Origin of the sequence: Roseomonas sp. 18066, assembly GCF_902706185.1 — a bacterium.
Classification (GTDB): Bacteria; Pseudomonadota; Alphaproteobacteria; order Acetobacterales; family Acetobacteraceae; genus Pseudoroseomonas.
This window is the reverse complement of the sequence record NZ_CACSJM010000086.1, coordinates 1-26324: the sequence shown is the minus strand read 5'-3', so window position 1 is coordinate 26324 and position 26324 is coordinate 1. Positions and strand designations below refer to the sequence as shown.

Genomic DNA, 26324 nt, shown 5'->3' with positions numbered 1-26324 from the left:
GTCTTGTGGGCTCGGAGATTTGTATAAGAGACAGACCTACTCCGCCTCGGTCGGGCTGGCGCGCGCCACCGGGGTGCTGTCGCGGCGCGTCGGCTTCGGAATCGCGGCGGGGTGGCTGCTGGTCGGGCTGGTGCCGGGCAGCGCGCGGCTGCTGCTGGCGATCCCGCTGCATGTGGTGGCGGCCTGCCTGTTCTTCGCGGCGACCCATATCGTGCTGGCGGGGATGGGCATCCTGACGCAGCGGGTGCTGGACACGCGGCGCATCCTGGTGATCGGGGCGGCGCTGATCCTGGGCCTGTCCTTCGACGCCCTGCCCGGCTTCTACAGTGGCCTGCCGGATTTCGCGCGCGGGCTGGTCAGTTCTTCCCTGGCGTTGTCGGTGGTGGTGGCGCTGGCGCTGAACGCGGTGCTGCAGATCGGCACGGCGCCGCGCAGCCGGGTGGACTGGCAGGCCGGCGACCCGCCGCCGGACCTGGCCGCGCTGACCGAGGGCGCCGCCCGCGGCTGGGGCCTGCGCGCCGACACCGCGACGCGGATGGCGATGGTGGCCAATGAGCTGGGCGAGGTGGCCGTGCTGCTGGCAGCACCCGCGACGCCGCTGCGGCTGGAGCTGGCGCAGCTGGGCACCACGGTGCGGATGACCCTGACCTGGCAGGGGGAGGCGCTGCCGGAGGCCGCCTGGCAAGGGGTCGAGTCGCTGGAGGAGGCGCGCGGCGCCATCGCCCTGGCGCGCCGCCTGCTGGAGCATCTGGCGGACCGGACCCAGGTCGGCCCCGGCCGGATCGTGGCGGAAATCGAGGATTAGGCCGGCTGGCCGGGCCGGGCAGACGGGACTAGCTTGGCACCAATAATTCCGCCGGCGGAGCCTGATGCCCCAGGAAGACGCGCTACCCGAACCGAAGATGCCCGACCCGCGGGTGATGGCCGCCATCGTCGCCAGCGCCCTGTTCATGCAGAACCTGGACAGCACGGTGGTGGCGACCGCCCTGCCCGCCATGGCGCGCTCGATGGGCGAGGACCCGCTGGTGATGGGGGTGGCCATCACCTCCTACCTGGTGGCGCTGACGGTGTTCATCCCGCTATCGGGCTGGGTCGCCGACCGCTTCGGGGCCAAGCAGGTGTTCATGGCGGCGATCGCCACCTTCACCATCGCCTCGGCCTTTTGCGGGCTGTCGGACGGGCTGGCGGAAATGGTGGCGGCCCGCGTGCTGCAGGGGCTGGGCGGCGCCATGATGGTGCCGGTCGGGCGGCTGCTGCTGCTGCGGCGGGTGCGCAAGGAAGAGCTGCTGTCGGTCACCACCTGGCTGACCATGCCGGGGCTGCTGGGGCCGCTGCTGGGGCCGCCGGTGGGCGGGCTGCTGACCGACCTGATCTCCTGGCGGGCGGTGTTCTGGATCAATGTGCCGGTCGGGCTGCTGGGGCTGCTGCTGGTCTGGCGCGTCATCCCGGCGCTGCCGCGCAGCCTGCCGCCGCCGCCGGACCTCGCCGGGCTGACGCTGGTCGGCGCCGCGCTGGCGGCGCTGATGTTCGCCTTCGAGACGCTGGGCCGCGGGCTGGTGGCGCCCTGGCTGGCCGAGGCCGCGCTCGTCGCCGGCCTGCTGCTGACCGTGATCGCGGTGCGGCATTGCCTGAAGGTCGCCAACCCGGCGCTCGACTTCTCCCTGCTGAAGATCCCGAGCTTCCTGGTGCCGAATGTCGCGGGCACGGTGTTCCGGGTCGGCGCCGGCGCGGTGCCCTTCCTGGTGCCGCTGACCTTGCAGCTGGGCTTCGGCGCCAGCGCGTCGCAGAGCGGCATGGTCAGCTTCGCGACCGCGCTCGGGGCCTTCGCCATGAAGCCGATGGCGAAATTCGCGCTGCGCCGCTTCGGCTTCCGCAACGTGCTGATCTGGAACGCGGTCTGCGCGGCGCTGACCATCGCGGCCTGCGGCGCCTTCCGCCCGGGCTGGCCGATGACCGCGGTCTTCCTGGTGCTGCTGATGGGCGGGCTGTTCCGCAGCCTGCATTTCACCACGCTGAACACCCTGGCCTATGCCGATGTGCCGCAGGACAAGCTGTCGGCGGCGACCAGCCTCTACAGCACGGCGCAGCAGCTGCCGCTGGCGCTGGGCGTGGTGGTGGCCTCGGCGGCGCTGCAGATCAGCGTGGCGATGGGCGGGCGCGAAGTGGCCGCGATGCCCGACTTCACCGCCGCCTTCCTGACCGGGGCGCTGCTCAGCCTGCTGGCGGCGCCACTCGCGCTGCGGCTGCCGAAGGATGCCGGCGAGGGCATCGTCCAGCGTTAGGCCGGGTTCGCCGCCAGGGCGGCGCCGTTCTTCGGCGCCGCGGCGGTCTCGGCATAGCCGCGGCCGTAATGCGCCTCCAGCCGGACCTGCACCAGGTTCCACAGCGTCGTCAGCACCAGGTAGTAGACGGCGGCGACGCAATAGAGCTCCAGCACCTCGAAGCGCTCCTGCATCAGCACCTGGCTGCGGCGCATCAGCTCCTCCAGCGAGATCACCGAGGCCAGCGACGTCGCCTTCAGCAGGCCGTTGAGCGAATTGCCCAGCGGCGGGATGATCAGCCGCGCCACCTGCGGCATCAGCACCAGCCGCAGCGTGTTCCAGCGCGACAGGCCCAGCGCATGGGCGGCCTCGCGCTGGCCCTTGGCCACGCCGTTGAAGCCGCCGCGGATGGTCTCCGACAGATAGGCGGCCTCGTTCAGGCTGAGCGCCAGCAGCGCCGAGGGCAGCACCCCCAGCTTGATGCCCAGCTGCGGCAGGCCGGTATAGATCAGCACCAGCTGCACCAGCAGCGGCGTGCCGCGGAAGATCCAGACATAGAAGCGCGCCGGCGCCGAGACCCAGTAGCTGGGCGCCATGCGCAGCAAGGCGAGCCCGGTGCCGAGGATCAGGCCGATGATCATGGTGGCGACGGTCAGCCCGATCGTCACCAGCACGCCCTGCAGCAGATAGGCGTTGGTCAGATAGGACAGGAAGGCGTTCACGTCGAACATCGGCCGGGTCCTCTGCTGGCGCCTCAGCTGCCGCCGGGGCCGGGGCCGCGGATGGCGAAGCTGGCGCCGGTCAGCCGGGTCATGCCGAACTTCTCGAACAGGCGGTCATAGGTGCCGTCGGCCTTCAGCGCGGTCAGCGCCTGGGCGAAAGCCTCGGCCATCACCCGGTCGCGGAAGGCGAAGGTGATGTCGGTGCCGAACATGCCGCTCAGATGAATTTTCGCGACCTTCTTCTGCACCAGGTCGTTGGCGGTCTCGTCGATGTTGATGGCGGCTTCCAGCTGGCCGGCGCGCAGCGCGGCGACCGTCTCGCTGGCAGTGGAGAAGGTGCGGAAGTCGATCGGCTTCAACCCGCGCGCCACCATCTCGGCATTGACCTCGCGCGACTTGCGCTCCTGGTAGGTCGCGCTCTCGATGCCGACGACGCGGCCGGCGAGATCGTCGAACTTGCCGATGGTCAGCGTGCTGGTGGGCAGCGTGTAGACGCTGATCGCCTGCTGCGCGTGGGGGACCATGTAGAAGAGCTTCGAGCGCTCCTCGGTCCAGAACAGGCCGGTGTTGATGGTGTCGAACCGGTTGGCGCGCAGGCCGGGCACCATCGGCGGGAAGTCCATGCGCAGGAAGACCGGCTCCAGGCACATCTTCGCGGCGGCGGCGCGGGCGAGCTCGACATTCAGCCCCTGCAGCTCACCGCTGCGATCGACAAATTGCTGCGGCGGCAGCGTCGGGTTGATCGACATCTGCCACTTGCCGGCTTCCAGCAGGTTGGCGGCGGGCACGGCCGGCGTGCAGGTCTGCGCCTGGGCCGTGCCGGCCAGCAGGAGGGCGCCGGCAAGGCCGACGAAAAGGCGTCGCATCAGCATGGCTTGTATCCCGTTGCTTGAATTGCCTGGCCACCCCTGACGACGCGGCCACCACTCACGACAGGAATCAACTGGTCCAGCAATCCGCGTGCCATCGACACGCGGCTTCGCCCATCACCCCCGGGCGAGAAGCAGGGAAACATGCTCGGCATCGATGACGATCTCGCCATCCTGGTTGACCAGCTCAAGAAACTCGGTGACCAGGCCGCGGCCGGGCTGGCGGCTGGGGCGCGCCGCGGTGAAGCGGAAGCGCAGATGCAGCACGTCGCCGGCCAGCACCGCCTTGCGGAAGCGCACCTTGTCCCAGCCCATCGAGGCGATCGAGCTGCGCTCGTAAAGCCGCAGGCCGGTCTTCAGCCCTTCCATCAGCGCCAGGCCGTAGAGCCCATGCGCGATGACGGTGGGGAAGCCCCTTTCGCGGCAGTAAGCCTCATCATTGTGCAGCGGGTGCTCGTCCCGGGTCAGGCGGCCGAAGAACAGGATGTCGTTGGCGGTGACACGATGCTCGGCCGTCTGCCATTGCTGGCCGATGACGATGTCCTCGAGGAACAGGCTGTCCGCGGGCGGCTGGGTCAGGCGCATTTCTTCGGCCTCCGCGGCCGCGCCGCCTGGCGCAGGAATTCGTCGCGAATGCCCATCGGGCCGGGGCCGAACAGGCGGCTGTCCATCGGCCTGAGGTTCGGGCTGACCGCCGGCAGAAATTCCATCTGGTCGAGCACGTCTTCCTGCAGCCGGATGCCCGGCGCGATCTCGGTCAGCAGCAGGCCATCATCCACCAGCTCGAAGACGGCGCGCTCGGTGACGAAGCTGACCTGCTGGCCTTTCTTCCGCGCCAGCGCGGCGCTGAAGCTGACCTGCTCCACCGCGCCCAGGAATTTTTTGATCTTTCCCTCGCGGGTGATGGCGATGCCCGCGTCGGTGACGGAGAGATCCAGCCCGCCGCCGGTCAGCGTGCCGCTGAAAACCAGGCGCCGCGTGTTCTGGGTGATGTCGATGAAGCCGCCGGAGCCCGCGAAGCGGTTGCCGAAGCGCGTGACATTGACGTTGCCGTGCACATCCACCTGCGCAAACGACAGGAAGGCGCAGGACAGCCCGCCGCCATCGTAGAAGTCGAACTGGTAGCCCTGGTCGAGGATCGCCCGCGGATTGATCGCCGTGCCGAATTCGCGGGCATGGCCGGGCACGCCGCCGATCACCCCGGCCTCGACGGTCAGGGTGATCAGGTCCTCGATGCCTTCCTCGGCGGCGACATTGGGGATCATCGCCGAGACGCCGACGCCCAGATTGACCACGTCGCCTGGGCGCAATTCCAGCGCGGCACGGCGGGCCATGACGCGGCGCTCGCTCATCGGGTCGGGCAGGATGGCGGAGGTGGGCACCCGCGTCTCGCCGCAGCGGCTGGGGTCGAAGACGGTGCCGAAGGTCTGCATCTGCCCCGGCTCGACGACCAGGACATCGACGAGGAAGCCGGGGATCTTGACCATCTGCGGATGCAGGCTGCCGCGGCGGACCATGCGCTTGACCTGGCAGATGACGATGCCGCCGGCATTGTGCACCGCCTGGGCGATGGACAGGTCCTCGCGCGTGGTGGCCTCGTGCTCCATGCTGACATAGCCGTCCTCATCGGCCGTGGTGCCGCGCAGGATGGCGACGCGCGGCGTCTCGGCCACGCGATAGAACAGGAATTCCTGGCCGCGCAGCGCGACGGTCTCGACCAGCTCCTCGGTCGTGCGCGGATTCATCCGGCCGCCGCCCAGGCGCGGATCCATGTAGGTGTCGAGCCCGACATGGGTCAGCACCCCCGGCTGCCCGGCCGCCAGCGCGCGGCACAGCCCGGTCATCACGCCCTGGGGGAAGTTGTAGGCCTCGATATGGTTGCCGTCGATCAGCGCCATGAAGGGCACCTGCAGCCCGTAATGGCCGCCATAGACGCGCTTCACCAACCCCTGATGCGCGAAATGGCACATGCCATGCTCGCTGACCGCGCCGATGCCGGTGACGTGGAACAGCGTCAGGTCATGCGGGCCGAGGCCGCCGAGGAAGCGGCGCTCCACCGCCTCGATCACCGCCTCCGGCGTGCCGGTGCCGCCATTGCCGCCAACGAACAGAAAATCGCCATCCTGCACCAGCGCGGCGGCGGCCTCGGCCGAGAGGATGCGCGGGCCAGCGGCGCCCATCAGGCCATGTCCTTCTCGACCTGGCGGGCGATGATCAGCCGCTGGATCTGGTTGGTGCCCTCGTAGATCTGCGCCAGCCGCACGTCGCGGAACAGCCGCTCGATGCGGTATTCGCGGGAATAGCCGTTGCCGCCATGGATCTGCAGCGCGTTGGAGACGTGCTTCATCGCCATGTCGGTGGTGAAGAGCTTCGCCTGGGCCGCTTCCTTGGCGATGGCATGGCCGGCGTCGCAAAGCCGCGCCGCATGGTGGATCAGCAGCCGCGCGGCGGCGATGTCGGTGGACATGTCGGCCAGCATGAACTGCACCGCCTGGAAGCCGATGATCGGCCCGCCAAACTGCTTTCTCGATTTCGCATAGGCGACGGCGTCCTCGAAGGCCGCCTGCGCCATGCCCAAGGCCATCGCCGACATCATCAACCGGGAGAAGTTGAAGTTGCCCATGGCCATCTTGAAGGCGCCGTTCTCGGGGCCGACCACCGCATCGGCCGGCGCGCGCACGCCGTCCAGGGTGATCATGCAATCCTCGAGCCCGTGCATGCCGAGCAGCTCTTCGTTCTTGCCGCGGATCAGCCCGGGCGAGCCGCCATCCAGCAGAAAGCAGCTGATCGCCTTGTGGCCGCCTTCCGTGCCGCTGCGGGCGAAGACCATCAGCGCATCGACCACGCCACCCAGCGTCACCCAGGCCTTGGTGCCGTTCAGCACCCAGCCCTCGCCGTCGCGCCGGGCCGTGGTGCGCAGCCCGGCGACGTCGGAGCCATGGTCGGGCTCGGTCACGGCGGTCGCCGGGATGATGTCGCCCGCCAGAATTCCCGGGATCAGCGCGCGATGCCGCGCATTGCCGTGCTGGTGCAGGAACAGCACCGCCTCGACCGGGATGGCGAAGGCATTGGCGACGGCGCCGGAGCAGCGCGCCAGCTCCTCCATGGCGATGCAGGCGCCGATCGCGCCCATGCCGGAGCCGCCCGCCTCCTCGTCCAGCGCCACGCCGAACAGGCCGAGCTCGGCGAGCCCCTTGTACAGGCCGCGATCGAAGCGGTCCTCGCGGTCGATCGCCGCGGCGCGGGGGAGGATTTCCTTTTCCGCGAAGCGCCGCGCGGTGTCGCGCAGGGCGGTCTCGGACTCGGTCATGAAACGGTGCATGCCCAATCAGCCTGGCTCGGCGTCGCTGGACAGGGTGCCGCCATGCGCCACCTCGTCCAGCGCGCGGTCGAAGAAATAGACGGCGAGCGTCTGCGCCGGCACGCCGTAATGGCGCGCCAGCAGCGGGGTCAGCAGCCCGGCCGCGCGCCGCCGCGCCGCGGCGTCACGGCGATAGGCATGCAGCTTGGCGAAGATGCGCTGCGGCCCGGCATCGCCCATGCGGCCGGCATGGCCGTAATGCGAGGCGGCGACGTCGAGAAAATAGACCGAGACGGTCTCCACCCCGACGTCGAAGGCCGTGCAGATGGCAGCCGTCGCCTCGGCCACCACCGCGGCGCGGGTCGCGGGGTCGATGGGCGGGGCCAGCAGCTCGAGATAGGGCATGTCAGTCCTCCAGCCGGCGGCAGGATTGGCGCTCGATCAGCCGCGCGCCGATGCGGTATTCGCGCGCGGCGCGGCTGCCGCCCTCGCCGCGCAGCCGCTGCAGCAGGCGGTCGGCGGCGAGCTCCGCCATGGCCTCGGCGCCGCTGTCGACGACGCTGATCGCCGGGCGCTGCCAGGCGAAGCCGGGCATGTCCTCGTAGCAGAGCAGCGACAGATGCTCGGGCACCAGGATGTCGCGCTCGGCCAGGCCCCGCAGCACGCCGAGTGCGGATTCGTGGTTGGCGACGAACAAGGCGGTGGGCCGGTCGTCGCGGTCCAGCAGCTGCCGGCAGCCGGCGAGCCCCGTCTCGGGGGCGTAGCGGCCCTCATGCACCAGGCTGGCGTCGAAGCCGATGCCCGCCTCCTCCAGCGCGCGGCGATAGCCGGACAGGCGCTCGCGGCCCGAGGTGGTCTCCTGCCGCCCGACCACCAGCCCGATGCGGCGATGGCCGAGGCCGAGCAGATGCTGCGTGCCGGCATAGGCGCCCTCGGGATCGGCGGCCAGCACCGTCTCCAGCCGGGTGCCCTCGTCGCGGCGGACGACGCAGGTGACGGGCACGCCGGCCTGCTCGAGGGCCGCCAGCTGCGCGCCGTTCTGCCCCGTCGGGCAGATGATCAGCCCGTCGACCCGCTGGTCGGAGAGCGTCGCGATGGTCGCCGCCTCCTGCTCGGCATCGTCGGCGGTGATGCAGAGGATCGCCTGGTAGCCGGCGGCGCGCAGCCGCTGCTGCACCACCTCGGCGAGGACGCGGAAGGAAGCGTTGGTCAGGTTGTGCACCACCAGCCCGACCAGCCGCGACGAGCGCGTCTTCAGCCCGCGCGCCAGGGTGTTGGGGCGATAGCCCATCTCGGCGGCGATGCGCTGCAGCCGCTGCTCGGTGGCGCGGCTGGTCAGCCCGCCGGCCAGCGCGCGGGAGGCCGTGCTGACCGACACCTTGGCCGCCCGCGCCACGTCGCGCAGCGTCACCGCGCCCTGGAGGGTGGGGGGAAGCGTCTCCTGCATGGCGCCGAGCATCGCCCGCAATCGTTTGCGGAGGCAAGCCCGAATCACCGGGCCGGCTTCGTAAACTCGCTTGACCATGCGGCATGAAATGACTTTGACTGGCGCCGCAAACGTTTGCGAGCATTTCCGAAAGGCGGGGCATGGACCTGACCGGCATTGGCGGCATCTGGCCCGCCTCCCTCACCCCCTTCGCGCCGGATGGCAGCATCGACGCCGCGGCGCTGGCCGCCCATCTGGCGCAGCTGGCGCGCGTGCCCGGCGTGCGCGCGCTGGTGGTGAACGGCCATGCCGGCGAGGCGACCGCGCTGGATGCTGGCGAGCGCGCTGCCGTGATCCGCGTCGCGCGGCAGGTCGCCGGCGACCGCGTCGGCGTCGTCGCCGGCATCGTCGCCGACGACACCCGCGGCGCCTGCGCGCTGGCCCGCGACGCGGCGGCGGCCGGGGCGGATGCGCTGCTGCTCTTCCCGCCCGCGCTCTTCGCCCAGGGCGCCGAGGCGCGGCCGGAAATGGCGCTGGCCTTCGTCAAGGCCGTGGCGGCGGCGACGCCCTTGCCGATCGTGCTGTTCCAGCTGTCGCGCGCCTCGGGCCTCGGCTACGCCACCGAGCTGCTGGCGCGGCTGGTGGCGGAGGTGCCGCAGATCATCGCGGTGAAGGAAGGCAGCGACATCCCCGCCATCTACGAGGACAATCTGCGCGCCCTGCGCCGCTGCGGCCGGCCGGTCACCGTGCTGACCACCAACAATGGCTGGCTCTTCGCCTCGCTGAGCTATGGCGCCGACGGCATCCTGTCGGGCATCGGCAGCGTCGCCTCCGACATCCTGGCCGCGATGTTCGCCGCCAGCCAGGCGGGCGACATCGCCGGGGCGCGGGCGGCCAATGACCGGCTGCTGCCGCTGGCCCGCGTCTTCTACCGCCGGCCCGGCCTCGACATGCACAACCGGATGAAGACGGCGCTGCATCTGCTGGGCCGGCTGCCGCATCCCGATCCGCGCCCGCCGCTGCTGCCGATCACCGCCGCCGAACGGGCGGAAATCCGCGCGGCGCTGGTGGCCGCTGACCTGCTCACCGCCTGAAGGGGATCGACGCGATGACCAAGCCATTCCGCGGCACCTACACGGTGATGATCACCCCCTTCACCGAAGGGGGCGAGCTGGACCTGCCGGCGCTGCGCGACTTCGTCGATTGGCAGATCGCGCAGGGCATCCACGGCCTGATCCCCCTCGGCTCCACCGGCGAGTTTTTGTCGTTGTCCGATGACGAGCATGTCGCGGTGGCGGAGACGGTGATCCGGCAGGCCGCCGGCCGCGTGCCGGTGCTGGTTGGGACCGGCGCGGAGGACACGCGGGAAGTGGTGCGCCTCAGCCGTCGCGCGGAAAGCCTCGGCGCCGACGGGGTGATGATCATCCCGCCCTTCTATTCGACGCCGACCGACGACGAGCTGTTCCACCACTACAAGACGGTCGGCGACGCCATCGGCCTGCCGATCATGGTCTACAACAACCCGGCGACCGCCAATGTCGACCTGAAGCCGGCGCTGGTCGCCCGCCTCGCCGAAATCCCGAACTGCCTCTACATCAAGGAATCGACGCTGGAGGTGACGCGGGTGCGCGACATCATCCGGCTCTGCGGCGACCGCATGACGGTCTTCGGCGGCATCCTCGGCTTCGAGAGCTTCGTCGAAGGCGCCGAGGGCTGGGTCGCCGTCGCCTCCAACCTGGCGCCGGGTCCGCTGGCCAAGCTTTTTTCTCTTGTCGCCGACGAGCAGAAATTGCTGGAGGCACGGGCGCTGTACCTCCGCTACCTGCCGCTGATCGAGTTCGTCGGCGGGCAGTACTATGTCGCCGGCACCAAGGCGCTGCTGCGCCATATGGGCCGGCCGGTCGGCGCGCCGCGCCCGCCGCGGCTGCCGCTGCCGGCGGATCGCGATCGCCTCGCGCAGGAGATCGTCACGGCGCTGGGGCTTTAAGCGCCGGCCCTGGCCTGGACAGCCGCATCCCGCCAGGCCGAGACTGCGGCTTTCCGCAGAGAGGATCAGGCGAGATGGGCACAGTGCTGGTGACGGGCGCGCAGCAGGGCATCGGCCGGGCGGTGGCGCTGGCCTTCGCCGCGAGCGGCGCCGATGTCGCGGTCAACTACCTCGACGACGCCGCCGCCGCCGAGGCGGTCTGCGAGGAGATCCGCGCCCGCGGCCGCCGCGCGCTCGCTTTGCCCGGCGATGTGCGCGACGTCGCCACCGGCCGCGCCCTGGTCGCACGCACCACCGAGGCGCTCGGCGTGCCGCAGGTGCTGGTCAACAATGCCGGCATCTTCCCGCGCGTGCCCTTCCTGGAGATGGAGGAGGCCGAATGGGACGCGGTGCTCGACGTCAACCTGAAGGGCAGCGCCTTCTGCGGCCAGGCGGCGGCGCGGGCCATGGTGGCGGCGGGGCTGCCGGGCTGCATCATCAACCTCTCCTCCGGCGCGGTGCGCGGCAATCCGCTGGGGGCACATTATTCCTCCAGCAAGGCCGGGCTGATTGGATTGACCCGCGCCATGGCCCTCGCCTTGGCGCCACACGACATCCGGGTGAACGCCATCGCCCCGGGCCTGACCGACACCGCCCAGCCGCGCTTCGGCAATGACGAGGCGGAGCTGGCGGAGATGGCGCGCGCCCTGCCGCTCGGCCGCATGGGACGGCCGGAGGAGATCGCGGCGATGGCGGTGTATCTCGCCTCGGCGGCGGCCGGCTGGATCACCGGGCAGGTCTATCACATCAATGGTGGCAGCTATATGCCGTAGTACTTACTTAACATTCGCCGACATAAGTCGACATTTCGTCAATTCTCGACAAATCCTTGGCCGCCACAATGGCCAAGGAACCGCTGGGGTAACGAGGTATTCACGAATAGTTGCTTTGATGCGGGCGACGGGCATTGCACCCCCTGCAAGACCCCTGCCCCCGCCAAAAAAGGCAAAGCCCGTGGCCTCTCATCACGACATCAGCGATCGCCTGCGCTTCCTCGGCATCGACGCGGCCACCCGCAGCGCCCTGGCCGAGTTCCTGCCGGTCATCCAGCGCGAGCTGCCGGGCGTGCTGAAGGCCTTTTACGCGCATCTCGCCGCCTGGCCGGACCTGTCGCGGATGTTCGACGGCCCGGCCGCCACCGCGCGGGCCGAGAAGGCGCAGGGCGACCACTGGATGAAGCTGTTCTCCGGCCGCTTCGACGAGGGCTACACCGAGAGCGTGCGCCGCATCGGCCTGATGCACAGCCGCATCGGGCTGGAGCCGCGCTTCTATATCGGCGGCTATGCCTTCATCCTGAACCTGCTCTACGGCGTCGCCTGCCGCACCTATGCCAGCCGCATGAACCCGGCCGCCGCCCAGGCCCGCACCGCGGCGCTGCTGCGCGCGCTGAACCAGGCGGTGATGCTGGACATGGACCTGGCGATCTCGATCTATATCGAGGAGAACAAGAATGTCTTCGATCGCAAGATCGGCGGGCTGTCGGAATCATTCGAAAGCCGCGTGGGTCCCCTGGTCGGCGAGGTCGCCAGCCAGGCCGCGGTGCTGAAGGGCGCGGCCGAGACCATGACCGCCACCGCCCGGCAGACCGCGCACCAGGCCGGGCTGGTCGCCAGCGCGGCGCGGGAGGCCTCGGGCGGCGTCAGCACCGTCGCCGCCGCCGCCGAGCAGCTGGCCAGCTCGGTCGACGAGATCTCCCGCCAGGTGGCGCATTCCACCGCCATGACCCAGCAGGCGGTGGAGACCACCCACCGCACCGACGGCTTCGTCCGGGCGCTGGCGACGGGCGCGCAGAAGATCGGCGAGGTGGTAGGGCTGATCGACACCGTCGCCGCCCAGACCAACCTGCTGGCGCTGAACGCCACCATCGAGGCCGCCCGCGCCGGCGAGGCCGGCAAGGGCTTCGCCGTGGTGGCGTCGGAGGTGAAGTCGCTGGCCGGCCAGACCCGCTCGGCGACCGAGGTGATCGGCCAGCAGGTGACCGAGATGCAGGTCGCCACCCGCGACGTGGTCGAGGCGATCGGCGGCATCACCGCCGCCATCAGCGAGCTGAACAAGGTCGCCACCGCCATCGCCGCCGCGGTCGAGCAGCAGGGCGCCGCCACCCGCGAGATCTCCCGCAGCGTGCAGGAGACGGCGGCCGGCACCCGCCAGGTGACCGACAACATCGCCCGCGTCGGCGAGGGCGTGCACGAGACCGGCGAGGCCGCCGCCGAGGCGCTGCGCGTCGCCGAGAACCAGGAGCGCCAGGCGGCCAATCTGCGCAGCGAGGTCGCTGCCTTCATCGGCCAGATCCGCGCGGCATAGGCGAAAGGCCAGGCTGCCGCTTGCCGCCGGTTTTTGGCGATCGCGGCCGGCTGGGCTAGACATCGCGGCAGCCCGCCCTCCCCCTGCCCGCCGACGAAAGCCCGGATGCCGCTGCCGAGTTCGACCGACACCACTGCCGAGGAGCATACGGAAGCCGTCTCGCCGACGCCTTCCCCGCCGGCTCCCGACACGGTGGCGGCGGCGCCGAAGGACGAGGCGCATGGCCCGCGCCATGCCTTCGGCAGCTACGAGGCCGAATTCGTCGAGGGCGACGCGGCCGACTGCCTGGTCATCGCCGTCAGCGGCGTGCGCGGCGGCACGCCGATCACCGGCTTCGACTTCTATTTCGGCCTGCTGCGCCGGCCGCAGGCCGACCGGCTGTTCCTGCGCGACCAGAAGCGCAGCTGGTACAATACCGCGGAAGGCTGGGACGATCTCGCCAGCTTCATCGCCGCCCTGGCGGCCGCCAAGCCCTACCGGCGCATCGCGGTGATCGGCGTCAGCATGGGCGCCTATGGCGCGCTGCTGCTGGGGGCGCTGCTGCCGCAGGCGGTGGTGGTGGCCATGGCGCCGCCGATCGGCGTCGATACCGCCCGCTTCGGCCGCTATGCCGTGCGCTACAAGCAATGGCTGGACCTGGGCGAGGCGCTGCCGCGCGGCGCCGCCCTGCTCACCGGCGATCCGGCGCGCCATCTGCTGCTGTTCGGCGACCAGGATGTGATCGACCTGGAGAATGCCCGGCGCTTCCATGCGGCCGGCTGGCCCGGCCTGTTCATGCTGCCCGACGGGCCGCATGCGCTGTCGGTGCAGCTGCAGCAGCGGCGCCAGCTCGACCCGTTCCTCGACGCGCTGATCGCCGGCGCCCCCACCGCGGAGCTCGCCGCCCTCTGCGGCGCCCATGCGGTGCATGCGCATTGCCAGGCCTTCCGCCTGCTGGCGGCGCGCGACCATCTTTTCGCCGGCGAATGGGCCGCCGCCGACACGGCGCTGGCCGATGCCGCCGCCGCCCCCTGGGCGCCGCAGCAGCTGGCGGTGATGCGGCTGCTGCGGCTCGGCCTCGGCGCCGTCGGGCCGCGGCAGCTGGCGGCCTTCGCCGCGCTGCCGGCCACGCCGGTCACCCTGACGCTCGACAATGGCTGGCAGGTCGAGGCCACCAGCGCCGAATCCCGGGTGATCGGCAGCCTGCTGCTGCTCGGCCCCCTGGCACGGCTGGTGCTGCGCGCGCCCGACCCGGCCATGACCGGGCGGGTGCGGTTCAGCGCCCTGCCCGGCGCGCCCCCGGTGGTCAATCGCGGCGGGCGGCAGCGCATCAACGCCCTGGCCCGCGGCAAGGCCGGCGCCGAGGTGCTGGCCTTCGCCCAGACCCCGGCCGAGACGCTGCGGGTCGAGCGCCCGCTGGCGCGCGGCGAGGCGGTGCTCTGGCTGCACCGCCGCAGCTTCTATTCGGATTTCGACGCCCGCCGCTCGGAGCAGCGCATCACCTGGTCGATGAAGCTCAGCCAGATCGCCGTGACGCCGGTCGAAGACAGCGCGTGATGGCTTGAGGCTTGAATCGCGGGGAGGCCTGAATCACGCGATCGAACAAGGCGCCGGGGTGAGTTGTCTTCGTCTTTCCGACGACAACCCACCCTAGCCCAGCCGGACCTCGTCCAGCGGCGCGGCCAGCTCGGCCCGCAGCCCTTCGGCCAGGAAGTCGAGCTGCGTGCCGCCCTCGCCCAGCAGGCCACGGCGGATCAGCATCGAGCCGAAGCCGCGCTCCGTCGGCGGCGCCACCGGCGGGCCGCCGCTTTCCTGCCAGGTCACCACCAGCTCGGCCGCGGCGCCCTCGCCGCGCACCGCCCAGCTGAGCGCCACGCGCCCGCCCTCGGTCGAGAGCGCGCCGTATTTCAGCGCATTGGTGCCGAGCTCATGCAGCAGCAGCGAGAAGGCCAGGGCGCAGCGCGGCCCCAGCGCCAGCTCCGGCCCCCCGACGACAATCCGGTCGCGCTGGCCGATCAGCCCGGTCACCTGGTCGATCACCGCGTCGATCCGCGCCGCCCGCCACTGCTGCTGCAGCAGCACGGCATGCGCCGCCCCCAGCGCCTGGATGCGGCTCTCCAGCGCCTCCACCGGCGCGCGCGGCGCCACGCCGCGCAGGGTCTGCGCGGCGATCGCCTGCACCATGGTCAGGCTGTTCTTCAGCCGGTGGCTCAGCTCGTGGTTCAGCACCGCCTGGGCCGCCTCGGTGCGCAGCCGGTCGAGCGCGGCATGGCAGCGGTCGGCGACGCCGCGGGCGAAGTCGATCTCGCCCTGCGACCAGCGGCGCGGCTGGCCGTCCTGCACGAACAGCGCCGCGGTCAGCTCGCCCCGCCGGCGCAGCGGCACGGTCACCTGCGCCCGCACGCCCATGGCGGCGAAGCCCGCGCGGTCGGCGGCCAGGGCCGGGTCGGCCTCGCTGTCGGCCATCGCCTCGACCTGGCCGGCGGCCAGCCGCGCCACCAGCGTGGCGAAGCCGGCCAGCGAGCGCGGGCCGGCCAGGCTGGCCACCCCGGCCGCCACCCAGTCCTGGTGCAGCAGCGCGGTGCCGGCGCGCAGGTCGATCTCGGCATAGCCGGCGCGCAGCGCCCCCAGCCCGTCGCCCAGCGTCGCCGTCGCCGCCCGCAGCACCTCGGCATCGGTGGTGGCGTCGCGCAGCGCGTCGCCCAGCGCCACCTTGGCCGCCAGGCGAATCTGGTCCAGCTTGCGCTCGGTGATGTCGTGCACGGTGCCGAACATGGCGACCACCTGGCCGGCGGCATCGTGGCGGAAGGCCGAGCGGCGGCTGAGCCAGCGCAGCGCCCCGTCATCGGCGCGGTGGATGCGATACTCGACCCCGCCCTCGGCCGAGCCGTCGCGGCGACTGGCGTCGCTGGAGCGGCGGGCGCGGTCGGCCGGCAGCACCAGCGCCTCCAGCACCGCGGCGTCGCAGGAAGCAAGCTCGGGCAGGCCGAACAGCCGGCAGAACTCGGCCGAGACCTGCATCCGGCCGCTGGCCACCGCCATCTCGAAGGTGCCGATGCCGCCGGCCTCCTGGGCGATGCGGGCGCGCGCCTCGGCTTCCAGCGCGCGCAGCCGGCCGGCCTCGCTGCGGGCGGCGCGCTCGCTGGCGGCGGCATTGGCGCGGCGCGCGGCATTGGCGATGCGGCCGCGGTCATGCGCCTCGCCGCGCAGATCCAGCAGCGCCATCACCTGGGCCGCCAGCGCCTCCAGCGCGAAGGCCTGCTCGGCGGTCAGCCCGGCCGGCCGCGGCACCAGGTCGATGACGCAAAGCGTGCCCAGCGCCTGGCCGGTGCGGTTGCGCAGCGGCGCCCCGGCGTAGAAGCGCATGCCCGGCGCGCCGGTGACCAGCGGGTTGTCGCGGGTGCGCGGATCGAGGGTCATGTCGGGGATCACCAGCAGCCCCTCGCCGCGGATGGCATGGGCGCAGACCGCCTGGCCGATCGGCGTCTCGCAGGCTTCCACCCCGATGCGGGCCTTGAACCATTGTCGCTGCTCGGCGACCAGGCTGACGAGGGCGACCGGCGTGGCGCAAAGCCGCGCCGCCAGCTGCACGATGCCGTCGAAGGCCGGCTCCGGCGGGGTGTCCAGCACCGCGTAATCGTCCAGCGCGGCCAGGCGGGCGGCTTCGGCGGCGTCGGGCACGGTGGAAGGGAGGTCGTGGCTTCTTTTCATCGCGATGGCCATGGCCCGGGGGTAGGTCCGCGCCTTGGGCTGCTTGTGGCAGGCCGGCGGCCGGGAATCCAGCGAATCCGCGCGCCCGCGGCCGGGTAACACGCGGCGCGCTTCTGGCCTAGACTGCGCCGGCGGCAGCGGCCTCGAGCGCGGCCGCGCGACAGATCCCGCGCGCGCGGCCGCGCGACAAACCCCGCGCGCCGCCGCGCGACAAAGAAGGAAGCCTCGCCATGGAGATCACGCGCAGCGGCAGCCAGGCCTCGGGCATCGGCCCGGCCGACTGGTTCACCGGAAGGGTCCGCATCGACCCGCTGTTCCAGGCCCCGGGCCCGGCCACCGGCGCCGGCGCCCTGGTCACCTTCGAGCCCGGCGCCCGCACCGTCTGGCACACCCATCCGCTGGGCCAGACGCTGATCGTCACCGCCGGCTGCGGCCTGGTGCAGCGCGAGGGCGGACCGCTGGAAGAAATCCGCCCCGGCGACGTCGTCTGGTTCCCGCCCGGCGAGAAGCACTGGCATGGCGCCGGCCCGACCACCGCCATGTCGCATATCGCCATCCAGGAACGGCTGGACGGCCGCGCCGTCGACTGGCTGGAGCCCGTGGCCGACGCGGATTACGCCGGCGGCCGCTAGGCCAGCACGACGCCCTCCGGCAGCAGGAATTCGAGGCCGAGCGGCGCGCCCGAGGCGCCCTCGGCCAGCAGCCGCCGGCCTTCCTGCCGCCAGCGCGCCACGGCGCTGTCGGCCAGGTGCAGGTGGAAATCGGCCTGGATCAGGTTCTGATGGCCGCCCATCTCGCGCGATTCCGGCAGCAGCCCTTCGTAATGCTGCACCACCGTGGCCGTCCGCAACGTCACCCGCAGCGGCACATCCAGCGCCCGCAGCGCCGCCAGCATCCGCGCTGGCTCCGGCGAGGCGGCGCCCTCCTCGACAACGTCGGCCAGCACCCGCGGCGGCGCCACCTCCCCCGCCACCGGGCCCAGCGCGGCGTCGAAGCCCTCGCCGCCATCGAGGCCATGCAGCGTCATCAGCGACACGCCATCGGCGCCCTGCAGCTCGACCCGCGGCAGCGGCTTGTCGCGCATCCTCGGCGTGCGGTCGAAGACCACCGCCGCCAGCGCGTCCCGCCGCAGCCGCGCGGTGTGCGACGGGCCGCGGAACTCCAGCCAGCCATCCACCTCGACGACCGCCTCCAGCGTGCCGATCCGCTCCAGCAGCACCCCCGGCCCGGACAGCACCGCCATCACCCGCCCGGCACCGGACAGCCGCGACAGGGCAACCGCAGGGTCGCCGCTGAGGAAAAAACGATCGGGGAGGTCGGTCATGCCAGGGAATCCTCGAGAGCACGGGGAACAAGCCCGCTGGCGGCGACCGGTCGGCCGCCCGCCAGCGTCAGGGTGTCGTCGGCCAGGGCCGCGGCGATGCGCAGGTCGTGGGTGACCAGCAGGCAGGCGAAGGACCGCTCGGCCTGCAGCCGGGTCAGCAGGGCCACCACCTCGGCCTCGACGCTGCGGTCCAGCGCCGAGGTCGGCTCGTCCAGCAGCAGCAGCGCCGGCTCGGTGACCAGGGCGCGGGCCAGCGCCACCCGCTGCCGCTGCCCGCCCGACAGCCGCGCCGGCATCCGCCCGCCGAATTCCTGCGGGTCGAGCTCCACCGCGGCCAAAGCCTCTCGCGCCCGGGCGAGGCGGGACCGGCGGTCGCCCATGCGGTGGATCGCCAGCGGCTCGGCGACGATGTCCAGCACCTTCATCCGCGGCGACAGGGCCGTCGCCGGGTTCTGGAACACCACGCCGATGCGGGCGCGCCACTCGGCGCCGGGCGGCAGGGGGTGGCCGTCCATCAGCACCTCGCCCTCGGCGGGGACCAGGCGCAGCAGGCCGGCGATCAGGCTGGACTTGCCGCTGCCCGAGGCGCCGAGCACCGCCAGCGTCCGCCCGGCGCGCAGCTCCAGGTCGAGCCCCGACAGCGCCCGCACCGGCCCGGCGCCACCCCGCCCGGGATAGCTGACGGAAAGCCCGCGCACCGAGAGCAGCGCCGGCCGCGCCGAGCGCAGCGCCGAGGCCGGCCGCCGCGGCAGCACCGGCCGCAGCAGGCGGGCCAGCTCCGGGTCACCCTCGCCTGCCGCTTCGGCCTGGGCCTCCACCGCGGCGGCCGGCAGGTCGGCGACGATGCGCCCCGCCCGCATCACGGCGATACGGTCGGCCACCGCCCGCGCCGCCTCGACGTCATGGGTGACCAGCAGCAGCGCGGCGCCGCGGCGGCGACGCTCCTGGTCCAGCAGCCGCAGCACGGCGCCGCGCAGGGCGGGGTCCAGGCTGGCGGTGGGCTCGTCGGCGATGATCAGCATCGGGTCGCGCGCCAGCGCCATGGCCAGCACCGCGCGCTGCTGCTGCCCGCCGCTGAGCTCATGCGGGAAGGCGCGCGGCCGGTCGCGCAGCACCGAGAGCGCCAGCCCGTCGAGCAGCGCGTCCATCCGGCGGCCGGGCTGGGCGCCGATCGCCTCCTGCAATTGCCGCAGCACGGCGCGGGTCGGGTTCAGCGCCGCGCCGGCTTCCTGGAAGACCATGCCCAGCGCGGCGAAGCGCAGTTTTCTCGATTGTTCCGCCGGGGCGGCGATGATCTCGACCCCGTTCAGCCGGACGCTGCCCGAGAGCCGGGTCGCCTGCGGCGGCGGCAGCGCGGCGGCGAGGGCAGCGGTGGCCGACTTGCCGCCGCCGGAATCGCCGAGCAGCGCCACCGCCTCGCCGCGACCGATGCGCAGGGACGCGCCGCGCACCGCCTCGACGGGGCCGAAGGACAGGTGCAGGCCCGTGATCTGCAACGCCGCCTCGGGATCAGGCGTGGTGGCGACAGGGATTTCCTCGCGCCGCGCCGGCAGCAGCCGCGGGTCGAAGGCGTCGCGCAGCGCCTGGCCCAGCTGGGTCGCCAGCAGCAGCAGCAGGGTCAGCATGCCGACCGCGGCCCCGGCCAGCCAGGGCGCGTGCAGGTTGTTGCGCGCCTGGGCCAGCATCTCGCCCAGCGACGGCGTGCCCGCCGGCATGCCGAGCCCCAGCAGGTCCAGCCCCGCCAGCGCCGTCAGCCCGCCGGCAAACAGGAAGGGCGCCGAGGCCAGCACGGGTGCGACGGCATTGGGCAGGATGTGGCGCCGCATGATCCGCCGCCAGGACGCCCCCGCCGCGCGGGCGGAACGCACGAAATCCTGGTTGCGCAGGCGCAGGCTTTCGGTGCGGGTGAAGGAGGCGACGCCCATCCAGGTGAAGGCCGCCATGGCGCCGGCCAGCACCCAGAAGCCCGGCGCCAGGACGGATGAAAGGATCATCAGCAGCATCAGCAGCGGCACCGCGCCCCAGATTTCCGTCAGCCGCTGCCCGATCAGGTCGATGCGGCCGGCCAGCGTGCCCTGGATCACTCCCAGCGGCAGGCCGATCACCAGGGAGAACAGCGTCAGCGCCAGGCCGAAGCCGAGCGACAGCCGCGTGCCCCAGATCAGGCGGGCCAGCACGTCGCGGCCCTGCTCGTCGGTGCCGAGCCAGTGGCGGGCCGAGGGCGGGGTCGGCGCGGTGCCGTCCAGGTCATGCACCGGATCGACCGGGTTGCTGCGCACCGGCGGCCACAGCGTCCAGGCGCCCTGCTCGGCCAGCAGCCGCGTCACCAGCGGATCGTGGAAATCCGCCGGCAGCGACAGGGTGCCGCCGAGATCGCGCTCGGTCGGGCGGGCGATCACCGGGGACGAAAGCTGCCCGTCCCTCCAGAGCAGCACCGGCCGGTCGTTGGCCAGGAACTCGGCCGGGGCCACCAGCAGCGCCAAGGCGAGCAGCAGAAAACCGGCCCGCCAGGCGCGGCGGGTGGCGGCGGGGCGGGGGCGCGACAGGCGCTCAGCCACGGGCGGCGGCCTGGAAGCCGATGCGGGGGTCGAGGGCCGCCGCCAGCAGGTCGCCCGCCAGGTGCAGCACCAGGCCCAGCAGCGTGAAGAGCCAGAGCGTGCCGAAGATCACCGGATAGTCGCGGCTGGAAATCGCCTCGAAGCCGAGCAGCCCGATGCCGTCCAGGCCGAAGACCACCTCGACCAGCAGCCCGCCGCCGAAGAGCAGCCCGATCAGCGCCGAGGGCAGCCCCGCCAGCACCACCAGCATGGCGTTGGGAAAGACATGGCGGAACAGCACGCGCCGCCCGGCCAGGCCCTTGGCCAAAGCGAGCTGGACGTAAGGCTTGCCGATCTCCTCGAGGAACAGGCTGCGGGTCATCAGCGCCAGGCTGGCGAAGCCGCCCAGCACCAGCGCGGTGACCGGCAGCACCAGGTGCCAGAGCCAGTCGAGGATGCGCGCGCCCCAGGTGAGGTCCTGCCAATGGGCGGAGACCAGCCCCTCGGTCGGGAACCAGGCGAAGACGCGGCCGCCGGCGAAGAGCACCAGCAGCGCCACCGCCACCACCACGCCCGGGATGGCATGGGCCAGCGCGATGGCGAAGGTCGCGCCGCGGTCCAGCCCCGTCCCCCGCCGCACGGCGAGGATGATCCCCAGCGGCAGGGCGATGCCGTAGGTCAAAAAGGTCGACCAGGCGCCGAGCGAGGCGGAGACCGGCAGGCGCTGCCACAGCAGCTCGGCCACCGGCCGGTCGAGGAACAGGCTGCGACCGAGATCGAAGCTAAGGAAGCGTTTCAGCATCAGCCAGAAGCGCTCCAGCGGCGGGCGGTCGAAGCCGAACATGCGCTCGATCTCGGCGATGGTCGCCGCATCCAGCCGGTCGGCGCCGCGGTAGCGCATCGTCGGGTCGAGGTCGGGGGCCAGCGCGGTGGGCGAGCCCAGCACCCGCGCCGCGCCGCCGGAATCGTCGTTGCCGGGGGTGAGCTGGGCGATCAGATGCTCGACCGGGCCGCCGGGGGCGAGCTGCGTCACCGCCACATTGATCAGCAGGATGGCCAGCAGCGTCGGCGGCACCAGCAGCAGGCGCCGCGCCGCGTAGCGCAAGAGAGGATGGCGGAGGCGAAGCGGCATCGTCGGGTCTTGCGGCCTTTGCGGCGGGCGGGGAGAATATGAGAATGACTCTCAACCGCATGTATCCGCGAAAGCGGGGCCTCGGCAAGGCGCTGTCGGCGGCCCTGCTCGTCAGCCTGGCCACGGCGCCGGCGACGCTGGCGCGCAGCGACGCCTTCTCGATGCACGGCACCCCTGCCCTGCCCGAGGGGTTTTCCCACTTCCCGCATGTGGACCCCGACGCGCCGCTGGGGTCCTGCAGCCTGCGCAGCGTGCTGCAGGGCAGCTTCGACACGCTGAACCCTTTCACTCTGCGCGGCCGCTTCGTGATGGGGGTGTGGAACTGGGTCTACGAGACGCTGATGGTCGACAGCCCGGAGGAGCCGCTGGTCGCCTATGGCCACCTGGCCGAGAAGGCGGAGCTCGACGAGGCCGCCGGCGTGATCCGCTTCACCCTGCGGCGCGAGGCGCGCTGGCATGACGGCCAGCCGGTGACCGCCGAGGACCTGGTGTTCAGCGCCAGCCTGCTGGGGTCGAAGGGCCGCCCGCATTTCCGCGTCGCGATGGCCGGGGTGCGGCTGGAGGCGCTCGACGGCAGGTCAGTGGCCTTCCACCTGCCCGCGGGGTCGACGGTGGCGCAGATGCGCGACCGGATGCAGCGGCTGGGCGCGCTCTTCGTGCTGCCGAAGCATTACTGGGAGGGGCGCGACTTCACCGCCCTGACCATGGACCCGCCGCTGGGCAGCGGGCCCTATCGCGTCAGCGGCGTCGAGCCGGGGCGGCGTGTCATCTTCGACCGCGTCGAGGACTGGTGGGCGCGCGACCTGCCGACGGGGCGCGGGCGCTGGACCATCGCGCGGATGGAGGTGCAGTACCTGCGCGACCGGGTGGCGTCGCTGGAAGCCGTGCTGGCCGACCGCGCCGACATGATGCGGGAGATGGATCCGCGGCGCTGGGCCACCGGCTATGATTCGGAAGCCGTGCGCAGCGGCGCGGTGCGCAAGGTCGAGCAGCCGCATTGGTATGTGACGGGGATGAACGGCTTCGCCTTCAACCTGCGGCGCCAGCCCTTCGACGATGTGCGGGTGCGGCAGGCGCTGACCGGGCTGTTGGATTTCGACTGGGCCAACAAGGCGCTGTTCCACGGCGCCTTCCGCCGCACGTCTTCGTACTTCAGCAATTCGCCGATGGCGGCCGTGGCGCCGCCCGACGCGGCCGAGCGCGCCGCCATGGCGGAATTTCCGGCGCTGTTCCCGCCCGAGGCCTATGACGCCGCCTGGACGCCGCCGCCGACCGATGGCAGCGGGCGGGACCGGGCGGCGCTGGAAAAGGCGCTGGCGCTGCTGGAGCAGGCGGGCTGGGTGCTGGACGCGCGTGGCCGGATGGTCAACCGCGTGACCGGCGCGCCGCTGCGCTTCAGCGTGCTGGCGCAGTCGACGGCGCAGCAGGCGCTGCTGACGGTGTGGTTCCGGGGGTTGCGGCGCATCGGCATCGAGCCGTCGCTGGAGGTGCTGGATGCGGCGGCCTTCACCGACCGGCAGCGGAAGCGCGATTACGACCTGATCTATCGCTTCATCATCGGCTCCGCCTGGCCCGGGGAGGAGCAGCGCAGCTACTGGGGATCCGGCGGGTCCAACAATCTTTCGGGTTTTTCTTCTGTTGGCGTCGACCGCCTGCTGGATCGGTTGGTGCGGGCCGAGACGTCCGAGGAGATGCAGTTGTCCGCGCGGCTTTTGGACCGTGCCTTGCAATGGCAGTGGCTGACGGTGCCGTCCTATTACGAGCCGAACCGGCTGACGGCGTTGCGGGATCGTTATGCCTGGCCCGCCCGCGCGCCCGCCTACGCCTATGGCGATGATGCCTGGTGGTGCAAAGAAAACTGAGGGGGTCTGGGGGAGCTGCGCTCCCCCAGCCTTGCTTGCTTAGAAGATCACCCGCGCCCCAAACCGCAGCCAGCGCCCCGGCGCGACCTGCAGCTCGATCGGGTTGGTCGACTTCACCGCCGCGGTGGCGAACTGGCTCTGGTCGTAGCCGGTCACGTCCTGCGGGATGTAGCGGGCGTCGAAGAGGTTGAAGATGCCGAGGTTGAGCTCGACATTCTCCACCGGCCGCCAGGTCGCGACGGTGTCGAAGACCTGGTAGGCGCGGGTGCGGTAGCGCTGCGCGGTCGAGGCCTCGTCGGCGGCGGCGGCGAAGGTGCCGGTGACGTCGAGGCTGGTGCGCCACTCCGGCTGGGTCCAGTTGACGCCGGAGACGACCTTCAGCGGGCGGGCGCCGTCGAAGGGGGTGCTGGCGCTGTTCTGCGTCGCGCGCTGGCGGCCGCGCTGCCAGGAGGCGGCGGCCTGCAGCGTCCAGTTCTGCACCACCTCATAGGCGCCGGCGAGCTCGATGCCCCAGACCTTGACCGAGGAGAGGTTGCGGCTGGTGTAGTCGACGGTGCCGGGGAGGTTCACCAGGGATTCGATGAAGTCCTCGTACTGGGCGTTGAAGGCCGAGAGGCTGAGATAGCCGCGCGGCAGGCGCATGCGGATGCCGCCTTCGTAGGAGCGGACGCTTTCCGGCTTCAGGTCGGGGTTGGGCACCAGGTTGAAGCTGGCGCCGGGCAGCGAGGTGAAGAGCTGCTCGGCGGTCGGCATCTTGAAGCCTTCGCCGTAATTGCCGAAGAGCGACCAGGTCTCGTCGAGGCGCAGCACGGCGCCGAGCTTCAGCGCCAGGTCGTCGGCGTCGAGCGTGGTCGGCTCGGCGCCGGGCGAGGCGCGGTAGTCGGCATCCGGCTGCGGGGTGATGCGGTAGGTCGAATAGCGTAACCCCGGCGTCACCGTCAGCCGGTTGCTCAGGACAGAAATCTCGTCCTGGATGTAGCCATCCAGCCGGCGGGTGTCGGCATTGGCGAAGTTGAAGCCGCCGGCGCGGGCGACGGTGGAGACGCCGGTGGTCAGGTTGGTGGTGACGTCGCGGCGGGCATAGTCGGTCTCGGTGAAGCTGCCCTGGAAGCCATAGGTCAGGGCGTGCCGCATGCCGAGGACACTGAACGACGAGTTCAGCTGCAGGTCGCCCTGCCAGAAGTCCTCGCTGTATTGCAGCTCGTCCTCGATGCGGCTGAGCTGGCCATTGGCCAGGCGGCGCATCTGCACGCCGGTGCGGCGCAGCTCCTGCGGGTGGTAGCCGACCTGCCAGCGCACGGCGTCCAGCCAGCCCCAGCCCGGGGTCCATTCCTGGTCGAGGCCGAGGCGGTAGCGGTCGAGGAACTGCTTGCGCTCGCGCGACAGGTTGGTGATGCCGCCGGTCACCGGGCCCAGGTCGTAGCGCTGGTCGACGGTGGTGACGCGCTGCATGCTCTCGGCGGTCAGGCGGATGCGGTTGTTGGGCGCCGCGTTCCAGACCAGCTTGCCGAGCAGCGAATCCGAGTTGATGTCGGCCGGGTTCAGCCGGTTGCAGGGCAGCGCCACGGCAGCGCGGGTGCAGTTCCAGATGCCGTCGGGCGAGCGCGCGTTGTTGCGGTTCTGCTCATGCGCCTGGCGGCGCTGATAGGCGATCATGCCTTCGAACTCGCCGGCCCGCCAGGCGCCGGTGACGCGGCTGCGCCAGCCGCGGTCGAGGGTGGAGTAGTCCGAATCGGCCTCCGCCCCCCAGTTGCGGCCGGGCTGGATATAGTCGGCCGGGTCGCGGGTGACGAACTGCACCACGCCGCCCAGCGCGTCGGAGCCCCAGAGCGTCGAGGCCGGGCCGCGCACGACCTCGACCCGCTTCAGGTGCCAGGGCTCGACGACGTCGCGGGTCTGGTCGGTGATGCGCTCCATGGTGCGGGCGCCGTCGATGATGGTCAGCACGCGGTTGCCGCCGACGCCGCGGACGCTGACGCCGCCCAGGCTGCCGAAGGGATCGGTGCCGCTGGTCTGCTGGTTGACGCTGACGCCGGGCGTGTAGCGGAAGACGTCCTGGATGTCGCGCGCCATGCGGCGCTCCAGGTCGCGGCCGGGGATGATGTCGACCACCGCCGGCGTGTCGAAGAGCAGCCGGCTGTTGCGGGTCGCCGTCGTGTTGACGCCGGGCAGGACGGTCGGCGCCAGCGCCTCCAGCCCCTGCCCTGGATCGTCGACCTGGACGGGCTGCGGCTCGGGGGCGGGGGTCGTCTGGGCGAAGGCGGGCAGCGCCAGGCAGGTGCCGAGCAGCGCCAGGCGCAACGAAGAGCGGAACATGGAAACCCTGTGTGACGTTCTGATGCGAATGTTACTTAGAATCATTCGCAACAATTCGCCAGAGGCCAAGGCCGCGCTTCGGGCGGGTTTCCGCCGGCTCATTTGGCCTCTCAGTTCAGGCGGAAATGCACCTGCACCTCGACCCAGGCATGCACCGGGCGGCCGCCGACGCTGGCCGCGCGGAACTGCCAGCGCTGCACCGCCGCCAGCGCCGCCTGGTCGAGCAGCGAGGAGCCGGAGGAGCGGTGCACCCGGGTGGTCCGCGTCTCGCCATCCGGGGCGACCAGGGCGCGCAGCGTGACGCTGCCGGTCTGGCCCATCTCCAGCGCGCGGCCGGGATAGTCGGCGGGCTGCGGCCGGGCGCGGAAGCCGGGATTGGTGACCAGGACCGGCTGGTCGGCATCGCCGGGGCGGGAGCCGCCGCCGGCGCTGTTTTCGGTCGCGCCATCGCGGGGGGAAGCGCCCTCCCCGGCCGCGACGCCGGCGCCGGTCGCGGGGCCGGCGGTGGCGGTGGCCGCCTGGGCGCCGGCGGCTGCCGCGGCGCCCAGGCGGCC

The 26324-nt window shown here is 71.9% G+C and carries 22 protein-coding genes; 9 read left to right on the top strand and 13 right to left on the bottom strand.

The features are described from left to right. Both GVN67_RS17650 and GVN67_RS17645 read left to right on the top strand, forming a co-directional pair. Positions 1 to 805, top strand: an 805-nt coding sequence (locus GVN67_RS17650; protein ID WP_304621463.1) for a solute carrier family 23 protein, incomplete at its 5' end; no start/stop codon positions are given. A 64-nt stretch (positions 806 to 869) separates the two neighbouring features. Continuing rightward, the gene (locus GVN67_RS17645; RefSeq protein ID WP_200845300.1) at positions 870 to 2282 is read left to right on the top strand and encodes an MFS transporter; all 1413 of its coding nucleotides are present in this window, start codon (positions 870 to 872) and stop codon (positions 2280 to 2282) included. Here GVN67_RS17645 and GVN67_RS17640 read toward each other — a convergent pair. From GVN67_RS17640 to GVN67_RS17610, 7 genes are all read right to left on the bottom strand, one after another. Beyond that, on the bottom strand, positions 2279 to 2992 hold the full coding sequence (locus GVN67_RS17640) for an amino acid ABC transporter permease (RefSeq protein ID WP_159998338.1): 714 nt from the start codon (positions 2990 to 2992) through the stop codon (positions 2279 to 2281). The genes GVN67_RS17645 and GVN67_RS17640 overlap by 4 nt on opposite strands. Positions 2993 to 3015: 23 nt before the next feature. Then, on the bottom strand, positions 3016 to 3855 hold the full coding sequence (locus GVN67_RS17635) for an ABC transporter substrate-binding protein (RefSeq protein WP_159998336.1): 840 nt from the start codon (positions 3853 to 3855) through the stop codon (positions 3016 to 3018). A gap of 114 nt (positions 3856 to 3969) precedes the next feature. Next, a complete protein-coding gene (locus GVN67_RS17630; RefSeq protein ID WP_159998334.1) occupies positions 3970 to 4437 on the bottom strand; it encodes a MaoC family dehydratase in 468 nt (155 codons plus the stop codon). After that, positions 4428 to 6032, bottom strand: a complete 1605-nt coding sequence (locus GVN67_RS17625; RefSeq protein WP_159998332.1) for an acyl CoA:acetate/3-ketoacid CoA transferase — start codon at positions 6030 to 6032, stop codon at positions 4428 to 4430. The genes GVN67_RS17630 and GVN67_RS17625 overlap by 10 nt, the downstream gene beginning before the upstream one ends. Beyond that, on the bottom strand, positions 6032 to 7162 hold the full coding sequence (locus tag GVN67_RS17620; RefSeq protein WP_200845299.1) for an acyl-CoA dehydrogenase family protein: 1131 nt from the start codon (positions 7160 to 7162) through the stop codon (positions 6032 to 6034). Before GVN67_RS17620 ends, GVN67_RS17625 begins: the two co-directional genes overlap by 1 nt. An 18-nt stretch (positions 7163 to 7180) precedes the next feature. After that, positions 7181 to 7558, bottom strand: coding sequence for a tautomerase family protein (locus GVN67_RS17615; RefSeq protein WP_159998328.1), 378 nt, complete (start codon positions 7556 to 7558; stop codon positions 7181 to 7183). Position 7559: 1 nt separating this feature from the next. Further along, positions 7560 to 8600: a LacI family DNA-binding transcriptional regulator gene (locus GVN67_RS17610; protein WP_159998326.1), complete on the bottom strand. Its 1041-nt coding sequence runs from the start codon at positions 8598 to 8600 to the stop codon at positions 7560 to 7562. A gap of 140 nt (positions 8601 to 8740) precedes the next feature. Between GVN67_RS17610 and GVN67_RS17605 the strand changes: the two genes are divergently transcribed. The 5 genes from GVN67_RS17605 to GVN67_RS17585 all read left to right on the top strand — a co-directional run bounded on the left by GVN67_RS17605 (position 8741) and on the right by GVN67_RS17585 (position 14445). Beyond that, positions 8741 to 9673 (top strand): dihydrodipicolinate synthase family protein, encoded by a 933-nt coding sequence (locus GVN67_RS17605; protein WP_159998324.1) that lies wholly within the window; start codon positions 8741 to 8743, stop codon positions 9671 to 9673. 14 nt (positions 9674 to 9687) lie between these two features. Further along, complete coding sequence (locus GVN67_RS17600) at positions 9688 to 10566, top strand: dihydrodipicolinate synthase family protein (protein WP_159998322.1); 879 nt, start codon at positions 9688 to 9690, stop codon at positions 10564 to 10566. A gap of 74 nt (positions 10567 to 10640) precedes the next feature. Further along, complete coding sequence (locus tag GVN67_RS17595; RefSeq protein ID WP_159998320.1) at positions 10641 to 11378, top strand: SDR family NAD(P)-dependent oxidoreductase; 738 nt, start codon at positions 10641 to 10643, stop codon at positions 11376 to 11378. 181 nt (positions 11379 to 11559) lie between these two features. Continuing rightward, positions 11560 to 12909: a globin-coupled sensor protein gene (locus tag GVN67_RS17590; protein ID WP_235035347.1), complete on the top strand. Its 1350-nt coding sequence runs from the start codon at positions 11560 to 11562 to the stop codon at positions 12907 to 12909. 105 nt (positions 12910 to 13014) lie between these two features. Continuing rightward, complete coding sequence (locus GVN67_RS17585; protein WP_159998316.1) at positions 13015 to 14445, top strand: hypothetical protein; 1431 nt, start codon at positions 13015 to 13017, stop codon at positions 14443 to 14445. 93 nt (positions 14446 to 14538) lie between these two features. On the opposite strand, the gene GVN67_RS17580 is transcribed toward GVN67_RS17585, so the two are convergent. Then, the gene (locus tag GVN67_RS17580) at positions 14539 to 16611 is read right to left on the bottom strand and encodes a GAF domain-containing protein (RefSeq protein ID WP_159998314.1); all 2073 of its coding nucleotides are present in this window, start codon (positions 16609 to 16611) and stop codon (positions 14539 to 14541) included. A gap of 218 nt (positions 16612 to 16829) precedes the next feature. Here GVN67_RS17580 and GVN67_RS17575 point away from each other — a divergent pair, with 218 nt between their 5' ends. After that, positions 16830 to 17231, top strand: coding sequence for a cupin domain-containing protein (locus GVN67_RS17575; protein WP_159998312.1), 402 nt, complete (start codon positions 16830 to 16832; stop codon positions 17229 to 17231). Here the strand turns inward: GVN67_RS17575 and GVN67_RS17570 are convergent. The 3 genes from GVN67_RS17570 to GVN67_RS17560 are packed head-to-tail and all read right to left on the bottom strand — an operon-like array spanning position 17228 to position 21592. Further along, positions 17228 to 17923, bottom strand: coding sequence for a hypothetical protein (locus GVN67_RS17570; protein WP_159998310.1), 696 nt, complete (start codon positions 17921 to 17923; stop codon positions 17228 to 17230). The two genes, GVN67_RS17575 and GVN67_RS17570, sit on opposite strands and share 4 nt — an antisense overlap. Further along, positions 17920 to 20481, bottom strand: a complete 2562-nt coding sequence (locus GVN67_RS17565; RefSeq protein ID WP_159998308.1) for an ATP-binding cassette domain-containing protein — start codon at positions 20479 to 20481, stop codon at positions 17920 to 17922. Before GVN67_RS17565 ends, GVN67_RS17570 begins: the two co-directional genes overlap by 4 nt. After that, positions 20474 to 21592 carry an ABC transporter permease subunit gene (locus GVN67_RS17560; protein ID WP_159998306.1) on the bottom strand — a complete coding sequence of 373 codons (1119 nt, stop codon included), beginning with the start codon at positions 21590 to 21592 and terminating at the stop codon, positions 20474 to 20476. Before GVN67_RS17560 ends, GVN67_RS17565 begins: the two co-directional genes overlap by 8 nt. Positions 21593 to 21636: 44 nt before the next feature. Here GVN67_RS17560 and GVN67_RS17555 point away from each other — a divergent pair, with 44 nt between their 5' ends. After that, positions 21637 to 23454: an extracellular solute-binding protein gene (locus tag GVN67_RS17555; RefSeq protein WP_159998304.1), complete on the top strand. Its 1818-nt coding sequence runs from the start codon at positions 21637 to 21639 to the stop codon at positions 23452 to 23454. 39 nt (positions 23455 to 23493) lie between these two features. On the opposite strand, the gene GVN67_RS17550 is transcribed toward GVN67_RS17555, so the two are convergent. Further along, positions 23494 to 25770: a TonB-dependent hemoglobin/transferrin/lactoferrin family receptor gene (locus GVN67_RS17550; protein WP_159998302.1), complete on the bottom strand. Its 2277-nt coding sequence runs from the start codon at positions 25768 to 25770 to the stop codon at positions 23494 to 23496. A gap of 110 nt (positions 25771 to 25880) precedes the next feature. Next, positions 25881 to 26324, bottom strand: a 444-nt coding sequence (locus tag GVN67_RS17545) for an energy transducer TonB (RefSeq protein WP_159998300.1), incomplete at its 5' end; no start/stop codon positions are given.

Bases quoted from the DNA above. Each gene is read 5' to 3' on its own strand.
- GVN67_RS17645 (WP_200845300.1), top strand. From the start codon at position 870: ATGCCCCAGGAAGACGCGCTACCCGAACCGAAGATGCCCGACCCGCGG.
- GVN67_RS17640 (WP_159998338.1), bottom strand. From the start codon at position 2,992: ATGTTCGACGTGAACGCCTTCCTGTCCTATCTGACCAACGCCTATCTG.
- GVN67_RS17635 (WP_159998336.1), bottom strand. From the start codon at position 3,855: ATGCTGATGCGACGCCTTTTCGTCGGCCTTGCCGGCGCCCTCCTGCTG.
- GVN67_RS17630 (WP_159998334.1), bottom strand. From the start codon at position 4,437: ATGCGCCTGACCCAGCCGCCCGCGGACAGCCTGTTCCTCGAGGACATC.
- GVN67_RS17625 (WP_159998332.1), bottom strand. From the start codon at position 6,032: ATGGGCGCCGCTGGCCCGCGCATCCTCTCGGCCGAGGCCGCCGCCGCG.
- GVN67_RS17620 (WP_200845299.1), bottom strand. From the start codon at position 7,162: ATGACCGAGTCCGAGACCGCCCTGCGCGACACCGCGCGGCGCTTCGCG.
- GVN67_RS17615 (WP_159998328.1), bottom strand. From the start codon at position 7,558: ATGCCCTATCTCGAGCTGCTGGCCCCGCCCATCGACCCCGCGACCCGC.
- GVN67_RS17610 (WP_159998326.1), bottom strand. From the start codon at position 8,600: ATGCAGGAGACGCTTCCCCCCACCCTCCAGGGCGCGGTGACGCTGCGC.
- GVN67_RS17605 (WP_159998324.1), top strand. From the start codon at position 8,741: ATGGACCTGACCGGCATTGGCGGCATCTGGCCCGCCTCCCTCACCCCC.
- GVN67_RS17600 (WP_159998322.1), top strand. From the start codon at position 9,688: ATGACCAAGCCATTCCGCGGCACCTACACGGTGATGATCACCCCCTTC.
- GVN67_RS17595 (WP_159998320.1), top strand. From the start codon at position 10,641: ATGGGCACAGTGCTGGTGACGGGCGCGCAGCAGGGCATCGGCCGGGCG.
- GVN67_RS17585 (WP_159998316.1), top strand. From the start codon at position 13,015: ATGCCGCTGCCGAGTTCGACCGACACCACTGCCGAGGAGCATACGGAA.
- GVN67_RS17580 (WP_159998314.1), bottom strand. From the start codon at position 16,611: ATGGCCATCGCGATGAAAAGAAGCCACGACCTCCCTTCCACCGTGCCC.
- GVN67_RS17575 (WP_159998312.1), top strand. From the start codon at position 16,830: ATGGAGATCACGCGCAGCGGCAGCCAGGCCTCGGGCATCGGCCCGGCC.
- GVN67_RS17570 (WP_159998310.1), bottom strand. From the start codon at position 17,923: ATGACCGACCTCCCCGATCGTTTTTTCCTCAGCGGCGACCCTGCGGTT.
- GVN67_RS17560 (WP_159998306.1), bottom strand. From the start codon at position 21,592: ATGCCGCTTCGCCTCCGCCATCCTCTCTTGCGCTACGCGGCGCGGCGC.
- GVN67_RS17555 (WP_159998304.1), top strand. From the start codon at position 21,637: ATGACTCTCAACCGCATGTATCCGCGAAAGCGGGGCCTCGGCAAGGCG.
- GVN67_RS17550 (WP_159998302.1), bottom strand. From the start codon at position 25,770: ATGTTCCGCTCTTCGTTGCGCCTGGCGCTGCTCGGCACCTGCCTGGCG.